The 17,415-nt window shown below is 66.7% G+C and carries 17 protein-coding genes, 2 tRNA genes and 1 pseudogene; 13 read left to right on the top strand and 7 right to left on the bottom strand.

Annotated features, from left to right (window positions below; translation table 11 throughout):
- Positions 1-15 precede the first annotated feature (15 nt).
- The 3 genes from C7T91_RS07080 (at position 16) to C7T91_RS07090 (ending at position 3,936) form a co-directional block, all read left to right on the top strand.
- Complete coding sequence (locus tag C7T91_RS07080) at positions 16-873, top strand: lysophospholipid acyltransferase family protein (RefSeq protein ID WP_236638077.1); 858 nt, start codon at positions 16-18, stop codon at positions 871-873.
- Between the two features lie 100 nt (positions 874-973).
- The gene (locus C7T91_RS07085) at positions 974-2,905 is read left to right on the top strand and encodes a hypothetical protein (RefSeq protein ID WP_108258650.1); all 1,932 of its coding nucleotides are present in this window, start codon (positions 974-976) and stop codon (positions 2,903-2,905) included.
- A 119-nt stretch (positions 2,906-3,024) separates the two neighbouring features.
- Positions 3,025-3,936 carry a YihY/virulence factor BrkB family protein gene (locus C7T91_RS07090; RefSeq protein WP_108258651.1) on the top strand — a complete coding sequence of 304 codons (912 nt, stop codon included), beginning with the start codon at positions 3,025-3,027 and terminating at the stop codon, positions 3,934-3,936.
- A 4-nt stretch (positions 3,937-3,940) separates the two neighbouring features.
- Here C7T91_RS07090 and C7T91_RS07095 read toward each other — a convergent pair whose 3' ends face one another.
- Positions 3,941-4,924, bottom strand: a complete 984-nt coding sequence (locus C7T91_RS07095; protein ID WP_108258652.1) for a complex I NDUFA9 subunit family protein — start codon at positions 4,922-4,924, stop codon at positions 3,941-3,943.
- A gap of 207 nt (positions 4,925-5,131) precedes the next feature.
- On the opposite strand from C7T91_RS07095, the gene C7T91_RS07100 reads away from it, so the two are divergent.
- Positions 5,132-5,218: transfer RNA gene (locus C7T91_RS07100), tRNA-Leu, on the top strand.
- Between the two features lie 179 nt (positions 5,219-5,397).
- Positions 5,398-5,484: transfer RNA gene (locus C7T91_RS07105), tRNA-Leu, on the top strand.
- 101 nt (positions 5,485-5,585) lie between these two features.
- Here C7T91_RS07105 and C7T91_RS32305 read toward each other — a convergent pair.
- Both C7T91_RS32305 and C7T91_RS07110 read right to left on the bottom strand, forming a co-directional pair.
- Positions 5,586-5,753, bottom strand: coding sequence for a hypothetical protein (locus C7T91_RS32305; protein ID WP_161555781.1), 168 nt, complete (start codon positions 5,751-5,753; stop codon positions 5,586-5,588).
- 406 nt (positions 5,754-6,159) lie between these two features.
- Complete coding sequence (locus tag C7T91_RS07110; RefSeq protein ID WP_145962802.1) at positions 6,160-6,411, bottom strand: spike base protein, RCAP_Rcc01079 family; 252 nt, start codon at positions 6,409-6,411, stop codon at positions 6,160-6,162.
- A gap of 139 nt (positions 6,412-6,550) precedes the next feature.
- Here C7T91_RS07110 and C7T91_RS07115 point away from each other — a divergent pair, with 139 nt between their 5' ends.
- The 7 genes from C7T91_RS07115 to C7T91_RS07145 all read left to right on the top strand — a co-directional run bounded on the left by C7T91_RS07115 (position 6,551) and on the right by C7T91_RS07145 (position 11,399).
- A complete protein-coding gene (locus C7T91_RS07115) occupies positions 6,551-7,165 on the top strand; it encodes a ribonuclease D (RefSeq protein WP_108258654.1) in 615 nt (204 codons plus the stop codon).
- A 5-nt stretch (positions 7,166-7,170) separates the two neighbouring features.
- Positions 7,171-8,145 (top strand): KpsF/GutQ family sugar-phosphate isomerase, encoded by a 975-nt coding sequence (locus C7T91_RS07120; protein WP_108258655.1) that lies wholly within the window; start codon positions 7,171-7,173, stop codon positions 8,143-8,145.
- A 44-nt stretch (positions 8,146-8,189) separates the two neighbouring features.
- Positions 8,190-8,768, top strand: coding sequence for a hypothetical protein (locus tag C7T91_RS07125; protein ID WP_145962803.1), 579 nt, complete (start codon positions 8,190-8,192; stop codon positions 8,766-8,768).
- Positions 8,765-9,283, top strand: a complete 519-nt coding sequence (locus C7T91_RS07130; RefSeq protein WP_108258657.1) for an LptA/OstA family protein — start codon at positions 8,765-8,767, stop codon at positions 9,281-9,283. The genes C7T91_RS07125 and C7T91_RS07130 overlap by 4 nt, the downstream gene beginning before the upstream one ends.
- A complete protein-coding gene (gene lptB / locus C7T91_RS07135; RefSeq protein WP_108258658.1) occupies positions 9,280-10,047 on the top strand; it encodes an LPS export ABC transporter ATP-binding protein in 768 nt (255 codons plus the stop codon). Before C7T91_RS07130 ends, lptB begins: the two co-directional genes overlap by 4 nt.
- Positions 10,048-10,325: 278 nt before the next feature.
- Complete coding sequence (hpf, locus tag C7T91_RS07140) at positions 10,326-10,904, top strand: ribosome hibernation-promoting factor, HPF/YfiA family (protein WP_108258659.1); 579 nt, start codon at positions 10,326-10,328, stop codon at positions 10,902-10,904.
- Between the two features lie 30 nt (positions 10,905-10,934).
- A complete protein-coding gene (locus tag C7T91_RS07145; protein ID WP_108258660.1) occupies positions 10,935-11,399 on the top strand; it encodes a PTS sugar transporter subunit IIA in 465 nt (154 codons plus the stop codon).
- Here C7T91_RS07145 and C7T91_RS32310 read toward each other — a convergent pair.
- Positions 11,386-11,547, bottom strand: coding sequence for a hypothetical protein (locus tag C7T91_RS32310; RefSeq protein ID WP_161555782.1), 162 nt, complete (start codon positions 11,545-11,547; stop codon positions 11,386-11,388). The genes C7T91_RS07145 and C7T91_RS32310 overlap by 14 nt on opposite strands.
- A 633-nt stretch (positions 11,548-12,180) precedes the next feature.
- Between C7T91_RS32310 and C7T91_RS34970 the strand changes: the two genes are divergently transcribed.
- A complete protein-coding gene (locus tag C7T91_RS34970) occupies positions 12,181-12,573 on the top strand; it encodes a transposase (protein WP_236638078.1) in 393 nt (130 codons plus the stop codon).
- Between the two features lie 10 nt (positions 12,574-12,583).
- Here the strand turns inward: C7T91_RS34970 and C7T91_RS07155 are convergent.
- From C7T91_RS07155 to C7T91_RS37765, 3 genes and pseudogenes are all read right to left on the bottom strand, one after another.
- Positions 12,584-12,742: pseudogene (locus tag C7T91_RS07155) on the bottom strand (IS5/IS1182 family transposase); the annotation flags it as partial.
- A gap of 98 nt (positions 12,743-12,840) precedes the next feature.
- Positions 12,841-13,458 carry a hypothetical protein gene (locus C7T91_RS07160; RefSeq protein ID WP_108258661.1) on the bottom strand — a complete coding sequence of 206 codons (618 nt, stop codon included), beginning with the start codon at positions 13,456-13,458 and terminating at the stop codon, positions 12,841-12,843.
- 255 nt (positions 13,459-13,713) lie between these two features.
- Entirely contained in the window at positions 13,714-17,406 is a 3,693-nt protein-coding gene (locus C7T91_RS37765; protein WP_108258662.1) for a hypothetical protein, read from the bottom strand.
- Positions 17,407-17,415 lie beyond the last annotated feature (9 nt).

Here is a 17,415-nt window from a genome sequence, read left to right on the forward strand (position 1 = left end):
ATGGATGGACAGGAAGTGGTTGAGAGTTATCAGGACGCTGCGGCCGAGGGGCCGGATTATGTTCCGTACGACAAGCGGAAACTGTCCTATGCGACGACCTTCGACAGCCCCCTGAAGGCCCAGGCCATCCGCAGCATGGAGTGGATGACCGGCAAGCTGACCCTGCTGCGGCTGATTCGGGAATTCGAGCGCTCGGGCGTGCCCGAGGGCCAGGCCTTCTGGCGGCGCGCGCTCGACATCATGGGCATCGCCCTGCACACCCCCCACGACCAGATCGAGCGCATCCCGCGCACCGGGCCGCTGATCGTCGTCGCCAACCATCCGCACGGGCTGGTCGACGGCATGGTGCTCGGCGAGCTGATCGGCCGCGTCCGGCAGGACTACAAGATCCTGACCCGCTCGCTGCTGACCGGGGTAGACGAGATCAAGCGCTTCATGCTGCCTGTCCCGTTCCCGCATGAATCCGACGCGCTGCAGCAGAACCTGGAGATGCGCCGCAGGGCGATGGAGCATCTCGGCCAGGGCGGCGCGATCGTGCTGTTCCCGTCGGGCGTCGTCGCGGCCTCGCAAACCTGGTTCGGCCCGGCGCTCGAAGCCGCCTGGAACCCGTTCACCGCCAAGATGATCCAGCGCAGCGGCGCCACGGTGCTGCCGGTCCGCTTCCCCGGCCAGAACAGCCGCTGGTACCAGATCGCCAACCAGATTTCGCCGACCCTGCGCCAGGGCCTGCTGATCCACGAGGTCGTCGCCGCGCTGAACAAGCCGCAGGCGCCGGTCGTCGGCACCCCGATCCCGCCCGAGGAAAGCCGCAGCTGGTCGAGCGATCCGCGCGGCTTCGTCGCCTGGCTGCGCGAACGGACCCTGTCGCTCTGAGCCCCGTTAACGGCGTCTGAACGGCGCGGGCGCGCCGCTCAGGCTTTGCTCAGCCCCGCTGTCTAGCTTCTCCGGCCATGCAGGAACCGGTGGAGCCGACATGACCCAGACGATTACCCCTTCCGAATTCGAAGCCGAAATCGGCGCGGCACCAGGGCCGAAGCAGAACCTTCCGGCGCTGGAGGTCGGGCCGCTGACGGCGGCGGACATCGCGACGGTGAATGTCAGCGAGTCGGTCCCGGCGGTGGAAGTTGCCGCGCATGAGGCCGGCAGCATGGCCTCGCCCTATCTCTATGTCCCGGCGCTCAACCAGCCCGCCCACCCGATGCGCGTGCAGTCGAACAACGGCCAGTGGTTCGAGCTGGCCCAGACCGTAGACCTGAGGCATTTCGGCCGGGTCCTCGACAACCGCGGCTCGGATATCGGACCGGCGATGCGGAATTTCGTCGACTACGCCAAGGAGAAGGGCGGCGGCGCGCTGGTGATTCCGCCCGGCATCTTCTCGCTGGAAAGCCCGGTCGACGAGACCATCAACCTGCCTGCGGACAATATCAGCCTGTCGATCCTCGGCATGGGCACCGAAGTCAGCCGGATCGTCGTCGACGGCTCCAGCGTGTCGCACGGGCCGATCTTCACCGGCGGCAACCGCGCACCCTATTTCCATTTCGAGAAATTCGCGCTCCTGGCCGACGGGCGGGTGGACGGCCGTCCCCTGACCGCGACGCTGCCGCTGAACGGCGGCTCGCGGCGCAACTGCTCGCTGGTGGTGCGCGACCTCCTAGTACAGGGCTATGACGCGCATCTCAGCGCAGGCTTCCCCTATGACGACCATTTCACCAAGGGGTTCGACTTCACCGGCGCCTGGCGGATGCTGTTCGAGAACTGCCACATCTCGGGTCCGCTGGTCGGCAACGTCAAGCAGATGAACGACTGGACCGACAGCTCGATCCTGTGGCGGATGGAGGACGGGCTGGTGATCGACGGCGCCTATGCCCCGATCATCCGCGACATCCAGTTCTATTTCGTCGCCCGGCCGGTGATCTGCCGCGGCCATCCCGACGGCGCGCAGGAGCCCGGCACGATCGAGGCAGAGCGCGCCCTGTTCCACAATGTCCGCTGCCCGACCTGCAAGGTCGCGATCGAGTGGTTCCGCACCGGCGCAGAGCCGGAGCTGGTGATCAGCGACTGCTTCTTCGACTTCCGCGACCACGGGCTGAAGATCAAGGGATCGCGGCTCGGCCAGATCCACCGCAACGCCTTCTTCCAGAAGACGAACACCAACACCTCCTGGCCGCCGCCGGCAGATATCTACCTGGACCACTGCATCGACTTCAACATCGACCACAACATGCATCACGAGGCCGGCGACACCCGCCGCGTCGGCGTGCGGATGGTCGATACCAGCTCGGATCCGGGCTACGTCACCGAGCGCATCGAGATCCGCAAGAACCGGGTCACCAGCTTTGCCGTCATGACCACCTATTTCCAGAAGGGCGCCGGCACCGGCCAGGCGGTCTATGAACCGGGCGCCTTCCAGGGCACCGTCGCCGCCGAAGTCGACGACACCGCCGCGACCGAAAAGGCGACGCTGAACCTGCGCGAACCCTACGGCCTGTCGCTGTCGCTGGACGCGCCGGGACAGGGCCTCGCCAACGGCAGCTGGGAAACCCTGGCCTGGACGACCAAGGTCTCGGCCCACGAGAATGTCGACAGCGCCTGGAGCGCGGCGGAGGCGACGCAGATCGTGGTGCCGCAGAACCGGGCGATCACCCGCATCCGCCTGCGCGCGACGGTGGATTTCGCCGAAGGCGGCGCAGGGCTGCGGCGGCTTCAGGTGCTGAAGAACGGCATTCCCGGCACGGATCTGAACATCGCCGTGCCCGCGGCCGCGAATGCGCCCTCGATCCTCTCCGGCAGCACCGATTGGATCGAAGTCGGCGGCGGCGACGTGCTGGAGCTGCGCGTGCTGCAATCGAGCGGCGCAGCGCTTGCCACCGGCAGCTCGACCAACGTCACCGCCTCCTTCCGCTGAATCGCCAGACCGTTACCGAAATGCAGGCGTCCGGAGCTTTCCGGGCGCCTTTTCCCTTGCGTCGGTTCAGGCAGCTTCCCGCCCATGCTATCACGGTCCGGTGACATGGAGGTGCCCGAGTGCTGGAAGCCATCAAGACCGCCTGGCGATTCGCCATGAACATGCAGGCCCGGATCGACGCGGCGAACCTGCCGCTGGTCGCCGCCGGCGGCGCCTTTTTCTCGATGCTGTCGGTATTTCCCGGAATCGCGGCGGTGGTCGCGCTGATGGGGTTCATCGCCGACCCGAAAGCCGTCGAGGAGCAGATGGCGCTGCTGCAGGGCTTCATGCCGCCCGAGGCATTCCAGATCATCGACAGCCAGGTGCGCCGGATGATCCTGACCTCGAACAGCACGCTGGGCTGGGCGACGGCGATCAGCACGCTGGCGGCGCTGTGGTCGGCGCGCAAGGGCACGGACGCGCTGATCCGCGGACTGAACGCGGTCTATCACGGCCGCTCCCGCAAGGGCTGGCATGCGATGGCGCTGTCCTTCGCCATGACCCTGACCCTGAGCCTCGTCGCGGTGATCGCCATCCTCGCGCTGGTCATCGTGCCGATCATCACCACCGTGCTGAACCTGCCCTTCCTGGCGGAGAACCTGCCTGCCGGGCTTCTGGCCTGGGTCAACGGCCTGCTCCTGCAGGTGGCGCGCTGGTTCATCACGCTGGGGCTGGTCTTCACCGGGGTCTGGCTGCTCTACCGCTTCGCGCCGAACGTGAAGCACCGGATGACCGGGTTCTTCACGCCGGGCTCGGTGCTGTCGATCACGGTCTGGGGCGCGGCGACCTTCGGCTTCAGCTACTACCTGGGCAATTTCGGCAATTACAGCCAGGTCTACGGCTCGATCGGCGCGGTCGTTGCGCTGCTGATGTTCCTCTACATCACGATCTATGTCGTGCTGCTGGGCGCCGCGCTGAATGCCGAGCTGGAGCGTTTCTGGGATGACCGCGAAGAGCCCCCGGCCGAACCCGACGCGCTGGCCGAGGCCTGAGGCCTCAGGCCTTCAGGTCGTCCGCCCCGTCCTTGAGCACGGCATATTGCCCGTCGGTGCGGAAACGCCACAGATAGCCCGGCAGGACCGCGGCCATCGCCGCAGGCGCGATGCCGAGATCGGCGAAGCCCTTCGCGCCTTCGGAGACGACATTGTCGCGGGCCAGGTTCTTCAGCTGGTCGCGGGTCAGCATGTGGTTCACGAACAGCCCGCCAGTGCCCTTCTGCAGCATGTCGAAGCTCCAGGCCATGCCGCGCGCCGCGAAGCCCGGCAGCGACATCACCGCACGGCGCTTGCGGATCACCGAAAGCATGTCGCGCATCAGCTGGCGGAAGGTCTTCACCTCCGGACCGCCCAGTTCGTAGACGCCGCCTTCGGCGCGGCCGAGCAGGTAGAGCTCCGCCGCAGCGGCGACATCGTCGACATAGACCGGCTGGAATTTCGTGTCCGCGCCGGTAATCGGCAGGACCGGGCCGAACTTCGCCATGTCCGCGAACCGGTTGAAGAAGCTGTCGCCGGGCCCGAAGATCACCGAAGGCCGCAGGATCATCGCGCCGGGCACGGAAGCCAGCACAGCCGCCTCGCCCGCTGCCTTGCTGCGGGCATAGCCGCTGGAGCTTCCGGCATCGGCGCCGATCGCGGAAATCTGCACCATGCGGTCGATGCCCATCTCCGCCGCGATCCGCGCGACCCGGCCCGGCCCCTCCGCCTGCACCGCCTCGAAGCTGTTCTTGCCGCTTTCGACCAGCACGCCCACGCAGTTCACCACCGCATCCGCGCCGGTCAGGACCTCGCGCACGGAGACGTCGTCGCGGATGTTGCAGAAGACCGGCTCCACCTGGCCGACGGCGCCGTAGGGCTTGACGTGCATGGCGAGGTTGGGATTGCGCACCGCGACGCGCACGCGCCAACCGTCCTTGGCCATCCGCCGCGCGATGTGGCGCCCGACAAAGCCCGATCCGCCGAAGATCGTCACAAGTTTCGCCATGGCTTGCCTCCCAGCTCGGTACCAGATTCGAGATAGCCCCCTGCGCCAAACCCGACAAGGTCCAACTGGTCGCGCTGGTAGCCCGGCGGCTATGGACGGACGGTTAATTCGCAGCGGCGGGAAGACGTTGCGGAAAGCGCGGAATTTTCTCCGAATCCGGATTGACAGTGCCCGCAGCCGCCTTTAGAAGCCCCCCTCACGACATCGGCCCAGATGGCGGAATTGGTAGACGCGCTAGCTTCAGGTGCTAGTGTCCGTAAGGACGTGGAGGTTCGAGTCCTCTTCTGGGCACCATTNTCCCAAGGAAATGGACGCGCTGGTTCGGTGTCGAACCCCCTCGACAACATAGAGAACGACGCCCGCACGGGGTCAATCCGTGGCTCTTTCCGCGCATCCGCAGCCTGCGAATTTTGTTGAGGACCCCCCATTGACACCCCCGCGGACCTCCCTTAGAAGCCCGCCTCACGACATCGGCCCAGATGGCGGAATTGGTAGACGCGCTAGCTTCAGGTGCTAGTGTCCGTAAGGACGTGGAGGTTCGAGTCCTCTTCTGGGCACCATTCCCTTTCCAGCAGGAAGGGAAGCACGTCACCTCCGGAGAGCGAAGACAGACGACGCCGCGGCCCCGCAACGCCTGACCGCCCAAGCTGCACTCAGGCGCCTACGGCGCAAGCGCCCGCCAGACCGGAAGGCCAGTCATCGCCGCGATCATTGTCATGGTCATTGTCCCTGTCGCGATCGCCATCGCTGTCCCGGCCGCCGTCATCGCCGCGGCCACCCCCGTGATCATCACTGCGATCGTTGTCTTGACCATCATCGCGATCGTCACGGCCCTTGTGCGGTTCGGCGCGCCGCCCGCCCTCAGTCCGGACCTGCCCGTCCTCCAGCTTGCCGCTCCGGTCGCATTCGCGCTCGATCCGGGGGTCCGCCAGGGCGGACCGTCTCTTTCCCGACCACCCGCATGCCGTCGCGGCTGCAGGCCCGCTCGGTGCGCCCAGCCGATCCGGTCACCTCGACGCGCGCCGGGATCTTCGTCCGGCTCCCGCAACCTTCGCGGTGACGTCAGCGTGCCAGGTTCATGCAGTCCTGCGCCTGTCCCGCTCCGGCCAGGACCGCACCCCGAATGGCAGAAGCCCCCCCCTCTCGATCCGCCCCCGGCCGGGGCAGCCGGAGTCTCGCGGCCCCATGCGGAAACAAGACACGTTGATGGAACGTGAAGATCCGCAGTCGGCAGATCACCACAGGATGACGATGCCCGCGGCCGTGGTCCCCTCGGGATAGATGCGCTCGCACTGGACGGCATAGACGACGCCCGGCTGCAGCGCCGGCAGGACCGCACGGTTGCCGGGCACCTCCTCCGTCCCGGCGAACAGGACGTCGAGATTGCCGCCCACCGCCACCATGATGCCCCGCGTCACCGCCGGAAGCGGCGCATCCGACGGCAGCACCGCCGCTCCGTTCACTGCGCCATCGATACGTCTCGCCATCTCTCGCCGCCTCCGCGCAAGGGGATTTGCGCCGAGGTATTCCAGACGGATGTCACCATCACTGGATCATGGCGCCCTTAGCGTTCATAAGGATGCAACCCCTCCGCGGGGGAACGGCAAACGGACAAGGATCGGGGATTTGGAACATCAAGTGCATGCCGGGGACCTGCCCGACGGCCTGGATCTCGGGCCGGTCGTGGCGATCGACTGCGAAAGCATGGGGCTGATCCCCGGGCGCGACCGGCTCTGCGTCGTGCAGCTTTCCGCAGGCGACGGCACCGCCCATCTGGTGCAGGTCGCGCGGGGACAGACCGAAGCGCCGAACCTCGTGCGGCTTCTGAAGGACCCGACCGTGCTGAAGCTGTTCCATTACGGCCGGTTCGACATCGCCATGATGTACAAGAGCTTCGGCGCGCTCGCCACGCCGGTCTACTGCACCAAGATCGCGTCGCGCATGACGCGCACCTATACCGACCGGCACGGGCTGAAGAACCTGGTTTCCGAACTCCTCGGCGAGGACATTTCCAAGCAGCAGCAATCCAGCGACTGGGGCGCGGAAACCCTGACCGAGGCCCAGGTTGCCTATGCCGCCTCGGACGTGCTCTACCTGCACCGGCTGCGCGAGAAGCTCGACCAGCGGCTGGCCCGCGAAGGCCGCACGAAGCTCGCGCAGAAATGCTTCGACTTCCTTCCGACCCGGGCGCTCCTCGACCTCGAGGGCTGGCCGGACACCGACATTTTCGCACATTCGTGAGCGCCATGACCGATACAGATTCCGACATCTTCCTCTCCGCAGGCCGCCGCGTGATCTCGATCGAGGCGGAGGCGCTCGGGACACTCGCCGAGGCATTGGACGCGAGCTTTGCCGATGCCGTGCGGCTGATCCTCAATGCCACCGGGCGGGTGATCGTCTCGGGCATGGGCAAGTCGGGCCATATCGCGCGCAAGCTCGCCGCGACGCTGGCCTCGACCGGCACGCCCGCGCATTTCGTCCACCCTGCCGAGGCCAGCCATGGCGATCTCGGCATGCTGGCAGCGGGCGACGTGGTGATGATGCTGTCGAATTCCGGCGAAACGCCGGAGCTGGCCGACATGATCGCCCATACCCGGCGCTTCGCCATCCCGCTGATCGGCGTGGCCAGCCGGCCCGACTCGACGCTGCTGCGCCAGGCCGACGTGGCGCTGGTGCTGCCCAAGGCGCCGGAGGCCTGCGGCACCGGCATCGTCCCGACCACCTCGACGACGATGACGCTCGCGCTCGGCGACGCGCTCGCGGTGGCGCTGATGGAGCACCGCCAGTTCACCCCCGAGCATTTCCGCCAGTTCCACCCGGGCGGCAAGCTGGGCGCCCAGCTGTCCAAGGTCGCCGACCTGATGCATGGCGATGCCGAGCTGCCGCTGGTCGGCATCGACACGCCGATGAGCGAAGCGCTGATCGAGATGAGCCAGAAGGGCTTCGGCGTGGTCGGGGTGACCAGCGAATCCGGCCTGCTGGCCGGCATCATCACCGACGGCGACCTGCGGCGGAACATGGTCAACCTGCTCGACAAGACGGCGGGCGACGTGATGACCCGCGACCCGAAGACGATCGCGCCCGACCAGCTCGCCGAGAAAGCGGTGGCGCTGATGGACCAGCTGAAGATCACCAGCCTCTTCGCGGTCGATCCGGACGGCCCGCGCATCGCGCGCGGCATCGTCACCATCCATGACTGCCTGCGGGCCGGGGTCGTCTGACAGTGCGACGGTTCGATAACGCCTATTCGCGCGCTATCGCCGTCGTGAAAATCGTCCTCCCGCTCGTCGCGCTCGGCATCCTGTCCACCCTGTTCCTGCTGTCGCGCAGCGGGCAGATCGGCGAGCCGCTGCCCTGGAGCGAGGCGGAGCTGGGCGACATGGCGCGCGAGGAGCGGCTGGGCAATCCGACCTATGCCGGGCTGACCGAGGACGGCTCGGAACTCCGGCTCTCAGCCGAGCGGCTGACCCCGGATCCCGGCCGGGACGGAATCGCCCATGGCCGGGTCCTCGCCGCGCGGCTGGCCCGCCCGGACGGAATCACCCTCGAGCTCACGGCCCCCGAAGGCACCCTGGACCAGGGCGAGCGGGTCGCCGAACTCGGCGGCGGCGTGCGGATCGACAGCTCGAACGGCTATGTCGCCACCATGCCCGGCGCCCGCATCCGGACCAATCTGAGCCATCTCGAAAGCCTCGGCCCGGTGGAGGCCGAAGGGCCGATCGGCACGCTTTCGGCCGGCAAGCTGACCGTGACCGCCGAACCCGGCACCCGCAACGGCACCGTGGCCCTGTTCACCGGCGGCGTTCACCTGATATATCGCCCGCAAGCGACGGAGGCCGAATGAGACTTTCCCTGTTCCTGACCCTGATGCTGGCCCTGCCGGCGCCCCTGCTGGCCCAGGGCACCGGCGTGAGTCTCGGCGGCGTCGCCCGGAACGACTCCGGCGCGCCCGTCGAGGTCACTGCAGACCAGCTGGAAATGAACCAGACCGAGGGCACCGCGCTGTTCACCGGCGACGTGCTGGTGGTGCAGGGCGAGCTGCGCCTCGCCGCGCCGCGCATCCTGGTGGAATATGCCCGCCTGCCCGATGGCAGCCTCGGCGAGGATGTCGAGCAGATCACCGCGTCGGGCGGGGTGACGATGGTCACGCCCAGCGAGGCCGCGGAGGCCGGCGAGGCGGTCTATTCTCCGGTCCGCAACGAGGTGGTGATGACCGGCGACGTGCTGCTGACCCAGGGTCCGAACACGCTGAACGGACAGCGCCTGGTGATCGACCTGGCCACAGGCACCGGCCGGATGGACGGCCGCGTCCGCACCGTGATCACGCCCGGCAGCACCCCCGGGAATGCAGCGCAATGACCACCGTCGGCGACCTGAACAACCCGCCCTTCGAGCGCACGGGCGGCCTGCAGGTGCAGGGGCTGCGCAAGAGCTACCGCAAGCGGCCGATCATCCGCGACGTGTCGCTGGAGCTGGAACGCGGCGAGGTCGTGGCGCTGCTCGGCCCGAACGGCTCGGGCAAGACGACGACCTTCTATGCCATCGCCGGGCTGATCCATGCCGAGGGCGGCCAGGTCACGCTGGAAGGGCGCGATGTCACGACCCTGCCGATGTACCGCCGCGCCAAGCTCGGGATCGGCTACCTGCCGCAGGAGGTCTCGATTTTCCGCGGCCTCTCGGTCGAGGACAACATCCTGGCGATCCTCGAAATTTCCGAGCCCGATCCGCATACCCGGCGCGAAAGGCTCGAAGAGCTGCTGTCGGAATTCTCGGTCACCCATCTGCGCCGCTCGCGCGCGCTGGCGCTGTCGGGCGGCGAGCGCCGCCGGGTGGAAATCGCCCGCTGCCTCGCCGCGCGGCCGCGCTACGTGCTGATGGACGAGCCCTTCGCCGGCGTCGATCCGATCGCGGTCGGCGACATCCGCGCGCTGGTGGCGGATCTGAAGACCCGGGGAATCGGCGTCCTGATCACCGACCACAATGTCCACGAGACGCTGCAGATCGTCGACCGCGCCTACATCCTGCACGAGGGGACCGTTCTGATGAGCGGATCTGCCGAAGAGGTGATCAGCAACGAGAATGTCCGGCGGGTCTATCTCGGCCAGGGATTCCGGATGTCCTGAGCCGGATATGGCAACAGAAACACATATTTTAAGCGCATTTTAACGTTTGCGATTGCACTTGCTCTTCCCATGGATGCGTGGATACAGTTGACATCCAAGAGTGAGGTGGAGCCAAATGGCTGCATGTTCGTCGATGCCGATGTCCTCCAATCGTCCCACGGCGCTGCCTGCGCGGTTGCAGCGGAGTTCCGCTCCCCCAGGCGCCATCCAATCCCCGGCCACCAGGCCCAATACGTGACGGCCCGGCCGGTCAACAGCCCCAAGTATAAGGAGGTGTTATGAGATACCAAATCAGCGGAAAGCAAATCGATGTCGGTGATGCCCTGCAGACGCATGTGCAGGACGGTCTCAACGAGGTCATGGGCAAGTACTCCCAGCGCCCCACCGAAGCGATCGTGACTTTCTCCCGCGACGCCCATGAATTCGTGTGCGAAGCGACGGTTCATCTCTCCACCGGGCTGACGTCCCAGGCACGTGCCAAGGGGACCGAAATCTACGGCGCGTTCGAGGCCTGCCTCGAGAAGCTCGACAAGCAGCTGCGCCGGTACAAGCGCCGCCTGAAAGACCACCACGTCAAGCGCGCGGAACCGGTTGAAGCTTTCGGTGCTTCGTCGTATGTGATCGCCGCCGAAACGGGTGGGGACGAGCTCGAGGAACCGAATTCCCTCCAGCCCGTCATCATTGCCGAAATGCAGACTCGGATCCCGTCGATCTCGGTGGGCGAAGCGGTCATGCAGATGGAGCTTGTCGGTGCGCCGATCCTGGTGTTCCGCAACGAGGGAACGAGCGGAGTGAACGTGGTGTATCGGCGTGACGATGGCAACATCGGCTGGATCGATCCCAGCAACACGGTGTGATGGTCGCGGGAACCGCGAGAAAGTGGATAGATGGAACTTGCATCCTTACTGACGCCTGCCGCGGTGAAATCCATCGGCGGGATGACCAGCAAGAAGCGTTTGCTGCAGGAACTCGCGGAGATCGCCGCTGACTGCTACGGCATCAATGCCGACGACGCTGTCGAAGCGCTGCAGGATCGCGAGTCCATCGGTCCGACCGGTGTGGGAGAGGGCGTCGCCCTCCCCCATGCCAGACTGGGCGAGCTGGAGAAGGTCTCGGGAGTGTTCCTCCGCCTCGAGCGTCCGCTGCCCTTCGACTCGATCGACCGCCAGCCGGTCGATCTGGTCTTCGCGCTGTTTGCGCCCGATGATTGCGGCGTTGCCCACCTGAAGGCGCTGGCGGCCGTGTCGCGGGTGATGCGCAATGCCTCGACCTGCGCCAAGCTGCGCGCCAATGACGACCCCGACACACTCTACACGATCCTGACGGACCTGCAGAACATCAAGGCCGCCTGAGCCTGTCGGCGGCAAGGCCGCGGCGCAGCCGCGATCCGGGCGCGCTGCGCGGCAGGTCCATCGACGGGTTCAGCCCGGCATCCCGCATCGTTACCAGGAACTCCGCCAGCCGCGCCGCATCCGGCACGGCCAGCGCCTGCGGCGCCAAGCCAAGCGCAAGCGCAACTGGCGCGGACCGGCCCGGACTCCCCCGGACGATTCCCTAATCCTCCTTGTCTTATGGATTTCCGAGCCGTTCGTGCATGCTTGGGGCTGTCTGTTTCCCGCCATGCATGGCGGGAAACAGACGGCGACGGCCGGATCGTGTCTGCCCAGCTCGACCGTACCGCGAGTGAGCAGGATCAGCCGACGTCTTCACCATGGGCCTGCACCGCCGCCCGGCAGCGCGTTGCATGGCAACGCCGCGGGAGGGGCTGCGCGTGTTTGCACCACGCATGGCAAGGACAGGACTGGCGAAGATGACGGATCATGCCATCGGCATCGACATCTCGGACTCCCGTCCCGATGCCTTCCGCCTCGGGGAGGGCGCGGCGAAGCCGTTCGGGAACACGTCCCGCGGTTTCCGGGCCCTGATCCGATGGCTGGACAAGGCACCGGTGGCGGCGCATATGACTCGGCGCAACGCGCCCTGGCCACCGGGCGGACGCTCCGGCGCAACCGCGGCCACGTTCAGATCCACGCTCCGGCGACGCGCCAGCCCGCGAAACGGCTGGCCCTCGCCGAGCGCCAGATTGCGGACCTGGATGCCGGGATTGCCAGGCTGATCGCCGAAGACGGTGCCATGGCACGCGCCCGCGAAATCCTGTGCTCCATTCCCGGCATCGGCCCCGTCGCGGCGGCGCTGATCCTGGCCTTCCTGCCCGAAATCGGGAGGCTCGACGGAACGCAGGCCGCAAGCCTCGCAGGGCTCGCCCCCTTCAGCCGCGAACCCGGCCAGAGGACAGGCAGGTCCTTCATCAGCGGCGGCCGCAAGCCGTTGCGCGATGCGCTCTGCAGGCCCGCACTCCTCGCAATGCGCTTCAACCCCGATCTCAAGGTCAAGCACGCCCAGCTCCGAGAGGCCGGGACACCCGCAAAGGTTGCCATCGTTGCGCTCATGAGAAAGCTCATGCTCACCGCCAACGCGCTGGTCAAGGCCGACAGGTTGTGGACTCCAAAAGCCACTTTCGCATGACGGATACTCATTCGCTGTATGCCTGCTGGCGGCCGCGACGCCCCGATGGGATGGCCTCCCGTTGCAACGAAGGATCGATCCAGACGGTCAGCGGGCCGCGCTGCCTCAGCGCCTGATTGTAGCTCTTCCAGTTGGTCGTCTTGCACGTCGTCTTGGGCGGTCTGCTCATGCTGCACGGCTAGCATTCTGGATTCACGAGATGAATCCCGCCGATTTGCGGAACAGCGCCCACGGCCGGAAGGATTTGCCCCCGATTTTCGCCGCGACTTAGTCCAGGTGCCAGACGTCGCCGGGACGAGACTGCCGCCGCAACAGGTTCCGCGCGACCCGAGGCCCGAACTTGACGGTCCAGCGCCGGATGATTTCGCAGAATACGTCGATGCAGCGCTCCAGCAGCATCTCCTCCACCGCGCACAGGCTGAAGCTGAACCGGATGCAGGGCCAAACCGCGCAGGTGACGATGGCGGGCAGGAAGCGATGACGCTTGTACAGCGAGGCGTTGGCATCATGGGCAGGCATGTCCAAACCAGCGGCCCGACAATCGGAGCTGGCCAACGTGACACCTCCCAGCAGGCCGATGCCGGGATTGGCGGAAATGTTCCCGAAACTGTCGGGACGATGTTTGCCCGGCCGGTCCGGAAAGAACGGGGGTCGGTCGCCGTGCACCTTGACGGAGCCGGGCACATCGCCGCGTGGAGACGTGGCGATGGCGTCCTCCGCTTCGCGCGACGACAGCACGGCAAAGGAAGGCAGCCCAATGAAGGCGCACGCAAGACCGTTCAGGCAGGCCATTTCCTTGTTGGCAACGCGGACCGAAACCGGCTCGGGGATGAGCCCGCGCAGTGCGGCAATGCCCGTGACCGGCTCGCTGGGCCTGAATGCCATTGGAAGGCTCCGGAACGAAAGATCGGATTGGAAATTCCGGGGCGGCGCTGCGGAAGCATAGCACGCTCGGCCCCAGACCTGGCAAACCTCGGGGCGGCCGACAGTCCCCGCCGGATACGGGATCGCCACGATGCCCGTGCAGCGCACCGGCGTCCGGCGGCCCGGTCCCTCGGATAGCCCCGACCTGCGGTTCAGGTCAGGATGCAGCAGGGGCCGTCGCGAGCACCGGCCCACGCCCCGCTACGGAGACGCCCTCTAAAGGAACAGGAAGTCCTGATGGTTCAGATCCGCCACGTCGAAATTCGCCAGAACGATCCGGTCCGGCCCGCCGGCTGCCAATGCAATGACCGCGTCCGCGCCTGCCTGGAAAAAATCCAGATTGGCCATCGACGGACGGCCCGGCGGGGTGGCGAAGCCCGAGAAGACCATCGTATCCAGCCCGTCCTCGAAATCCCAGATCGTGTCCTGGCCCCAACCGGCGGAGGCGAAGTTGAAATCGTCGCGCCCCGCATCTCCGTACAGCATGTCATCGCCTGACCCGCCGGTGATCTGGTCATTTTCGATCCCGCCCCGCAACGTATCGTTTCCGGCTCCGCCCAGCAACGTGTCCTGGCCCTCGCCGCCCTCGAGACTGTCGTCGCCGTCGCCGCCGTCCAGAAAATCCAGACCGTCGTCGCCGTAGAGGTCGTCATCTCCGCCTCCCCCGAGGATCAGGTCGTGCTGGGTGCCGCCATGCACGGTGTCGTCGCCGCCATTGGCGATGACCGTGTCGTTGCCGTCGAAGCCGTAGATCTCCTCGGCCGCCGCAAGCCCGGTGAACTCGTCATTGGCCTGCGTCATCTCGAAGCCTTCGACATCCACGTACACATCGCCTTCCGCGATCCCGGAATTGCGCGCCTGGTCGGTGAGGTCGATAACGATCCCGATGATCGACTCCGTGACGTTGGTCCAGTCGAAGCCGCTTCCGCCATCGACCAGATCCGCCCCTTCGCCGCCGACCAGGGAGTCGTTCCCGGCCTCCCCGTAGAGGGAGTCGTTCCCGGCATAGCCCAAGATCGTATCGTCCCCGCCCCCGCCATGAACGACATCGGGCGGGTCTTCCTGATCGAATCCGATATACGTGTCGTCGAAGTCGGAAAGGCCGAATTCCTCGATCGAGATCCAGGTGTCGTCCGCCGCGTCTCCGGTATTCTGCGACGGGTCCTGCTGGTTGATCGTCACCGGCCCGGCTGCGTCCTCGAAGGAGGCACGGTCGATGCCGTCGCCGCCGTCAAGCGTGTCGGGGCCTTCGCCACCGGAGAGCGTGTCGTTGCCGTCTTCGCCCTTCACGAGGTCGATTCCGCCCTCGCCGAACAGGGAGTCGTCGCCGGCGCCGCCGCAGAGCGTGTCGTCATCCGCGCCGCCATGCAGTTCGTCCGCCCCGTCATCGCCGTAGAGCGTGTCTTCCCCGCCTCCCCCGAAGGCCGTGTCGTTGCCGGTCCCGCCATGGACCAGATCCGCACCGCCGCCGGCCCAGATTGCGTCATCTCCGCTGCCGCCATCGACGGTGTCGCTGCCCAGGCCGGCATGCACCTCGTCCTCCCCGGGGCCCGCCGCGACGCTGTCGGCGCCGAAGCCGCTCCAGATCGTGTCGTCGCCAGTTCCGCCATTGACGAGATCGGCGCCGCTGCCGGAAACGATGCTGTCGTCATCCTGGCAGCCGTCGATCGTGTCCGCGCCGGAATAGGTGGTGATGACGTCATTCCCGGCATCGCCGGAAATGCTTTCGTCACCGCCGCCGCCGTCGATCACGTCCGCGCCCGACCCGCCGGTGGCGGTATCGTTGCCGGTTCCGAGCCAGATGACATCCGCGCCCGCGCCGCCGACCGCGCTGTCGTCTCCGGCCCCGGCATGGAGCGTGTCGTCATCCGCGCCGCCATCCAGCGTGTCGTCATCGGCGCCGCCATCCAGCGTGTCCCGGCCGTCATTTCCCTCCAGGATGTCCGTGCCGTCCCCGCCCGACAGGCTGTCGTCGCCGACGCCGCCGCCGATCAGGTCGTTGCCGAGGCCGCCAATGGCGGTATCGTTGCCTCCCTCGCCGTAGAGCCAGTCATTTCCCTCGCCGCCCTCCAGACGGTCGTACCCTGCATCGCCGTAGAGCCGGTCGTCTCCGGTCCCGCCATCGACATCGTCAGCGCCGGTTCCGGCATGAACGGTGTCGCCGCCGCTGCCGCCGGAGATCGTGTCATTGCCGTCCCCGCCGTCGACGCTGTCATCGCCAATGCCCGCGTCGATGCTGTCATGGCCCAGGCCGCCGTCGATCGTGTCGGCCCCCGAGCCGCCGTTGATCGTGTCGGCCTGGCCTCCGCCGGCGATACTGTCATTGCCGCCGCCGCCCGCCAGCGTGTCGCTGCCTGCGCCGCCATCGATCGTGTCGCTGCCGCCATCGCCCGCGATGTCGTCATCGCCGAGATCGCCGAAGAGCGAGTCGTTGCCTGCGCCGCCGCTGACCGTGTCGCTTCCGCCGCCGCCGCGCACCGTATCCTGGCCGCCGCCGCCCGACAGGCTGTCTGCGCCGCCGCCGCCCAGGAGGCTGTCATTGCCGCTTCCGCCGGAGGCAGTGTCATTGCCGCTGCCGCCCTCAAGCACGTCATCCTCCGAACCGCCCTCCAGGCTGTCGGCACCCTCTCCGCCGTCGAGCGAGTCGCTCCCCGTCCCGCCCAGCAGCGTGTCATCGCCGCCGAGTCCGATCAGCGTGTCGTTGCCGCCGTTCCCGGCGAGCTCGTTGCCGAGCTGGTTGCCGGTGAGCAGGTCGCCGCCGCTGCCGCCGGCCGCGTTCTCGATCAGCGATGCGGTGTTGCCCTCGTGGAGCATCGCATTGGCGACATTCCCCCAGGCCGTGTCCTCGTTCATGTTCGAAAGCTGCGCCGCGCTGAAGGTCGACCAGCCCTGCGGATCGGTGCCGTCATGGGGATCTACCGGGCGCAGGTCGATATCGACGCCGGCCGTGTAGGCGGACAAGTCGTAGATATCCGTCCCGCCGCCGTCCCAGATGGTCTGGAAGACGAAATTCTCGAACGGGTCGATGGTCAGCACGTCATCGACGTAGAACTCGCCGCCATCCGGATCCCAGCGATAGACGGTGTCACCCGAATTCGTCGAATAGTCTGCGCCGTACATGTATTGCAGCGCCAGGATGTCGAGCGCCATCGGCGTCGTGGGATAGCGGTTGATGCCGGGCGGATCGGGCTCGACGAAGCCTTCATAGGTCATGATCGTGTAGGACAGGCTGTCGAGCGGCTCGTCCATGATCTCGCCCTCGACATCGGTCAGGATGCTTTCCAGGAAATCCGGCACGCGGCCGCCGAAGAGCCCTTCCTCATGGGTATGCTTGAAACCGAGCGCATGGCCCGCCTCGTGCATGATCGTCCAGTGCGCGAACGTGCCCGGCTGCGGATCGTCGAAAGTGCCGTCATTGCGGAACCAGGTGTCGCCCAGCCAGCCAGTGCCGAGCAGAAGCTCGATCCGCTGCAGCGGCGGAATGCCGAACGCCGGCGCCTGGGTTGTGTCGGTCAGGGCGAAGCGGATGTCCGCGTGGTTGAAGACAAGCCCCTCGTCCTGCTCGTTGAGCGTCAGGCCGCTGACCGCATCGAAGAAATCCATGGCGAAGCGCGCAGCATCCCGCTGCGCGCCGCTGAACGAGCCGAAATCATTCGCGGTCAGCGCGCCGGCGAAAAACAGGCCCGGGTCCAGATATGTGCCACCAGACAGCAGGAAAAGCGCCCATTCCAGCGGATCGCCGATATCGAAGAATTCCTGGGCAAGATAGGGAAAACCACTGCCGGGGAAACTGTAGGACAGGGTCGTGCTGTCCCATCGGTAGGCGATGCTGGAATTGTCTTCGTCGACGTTCAGCAACGCGTCGATTTCGTTGATGCCCGATGTGGAGAAGGATTCTGCGTCAGCCATGGTGCTCTC

This window comes from Mangrovicoccus ximenensis (assembly GCF_003056725.1).
Lineage (GTDB): Bacteria > Pseudomonadota > Alphaproteobacteria > Rhodobacterales > Rhodobacteraceae > Mangrovicoccus > Mangrovicoccus ximenensis.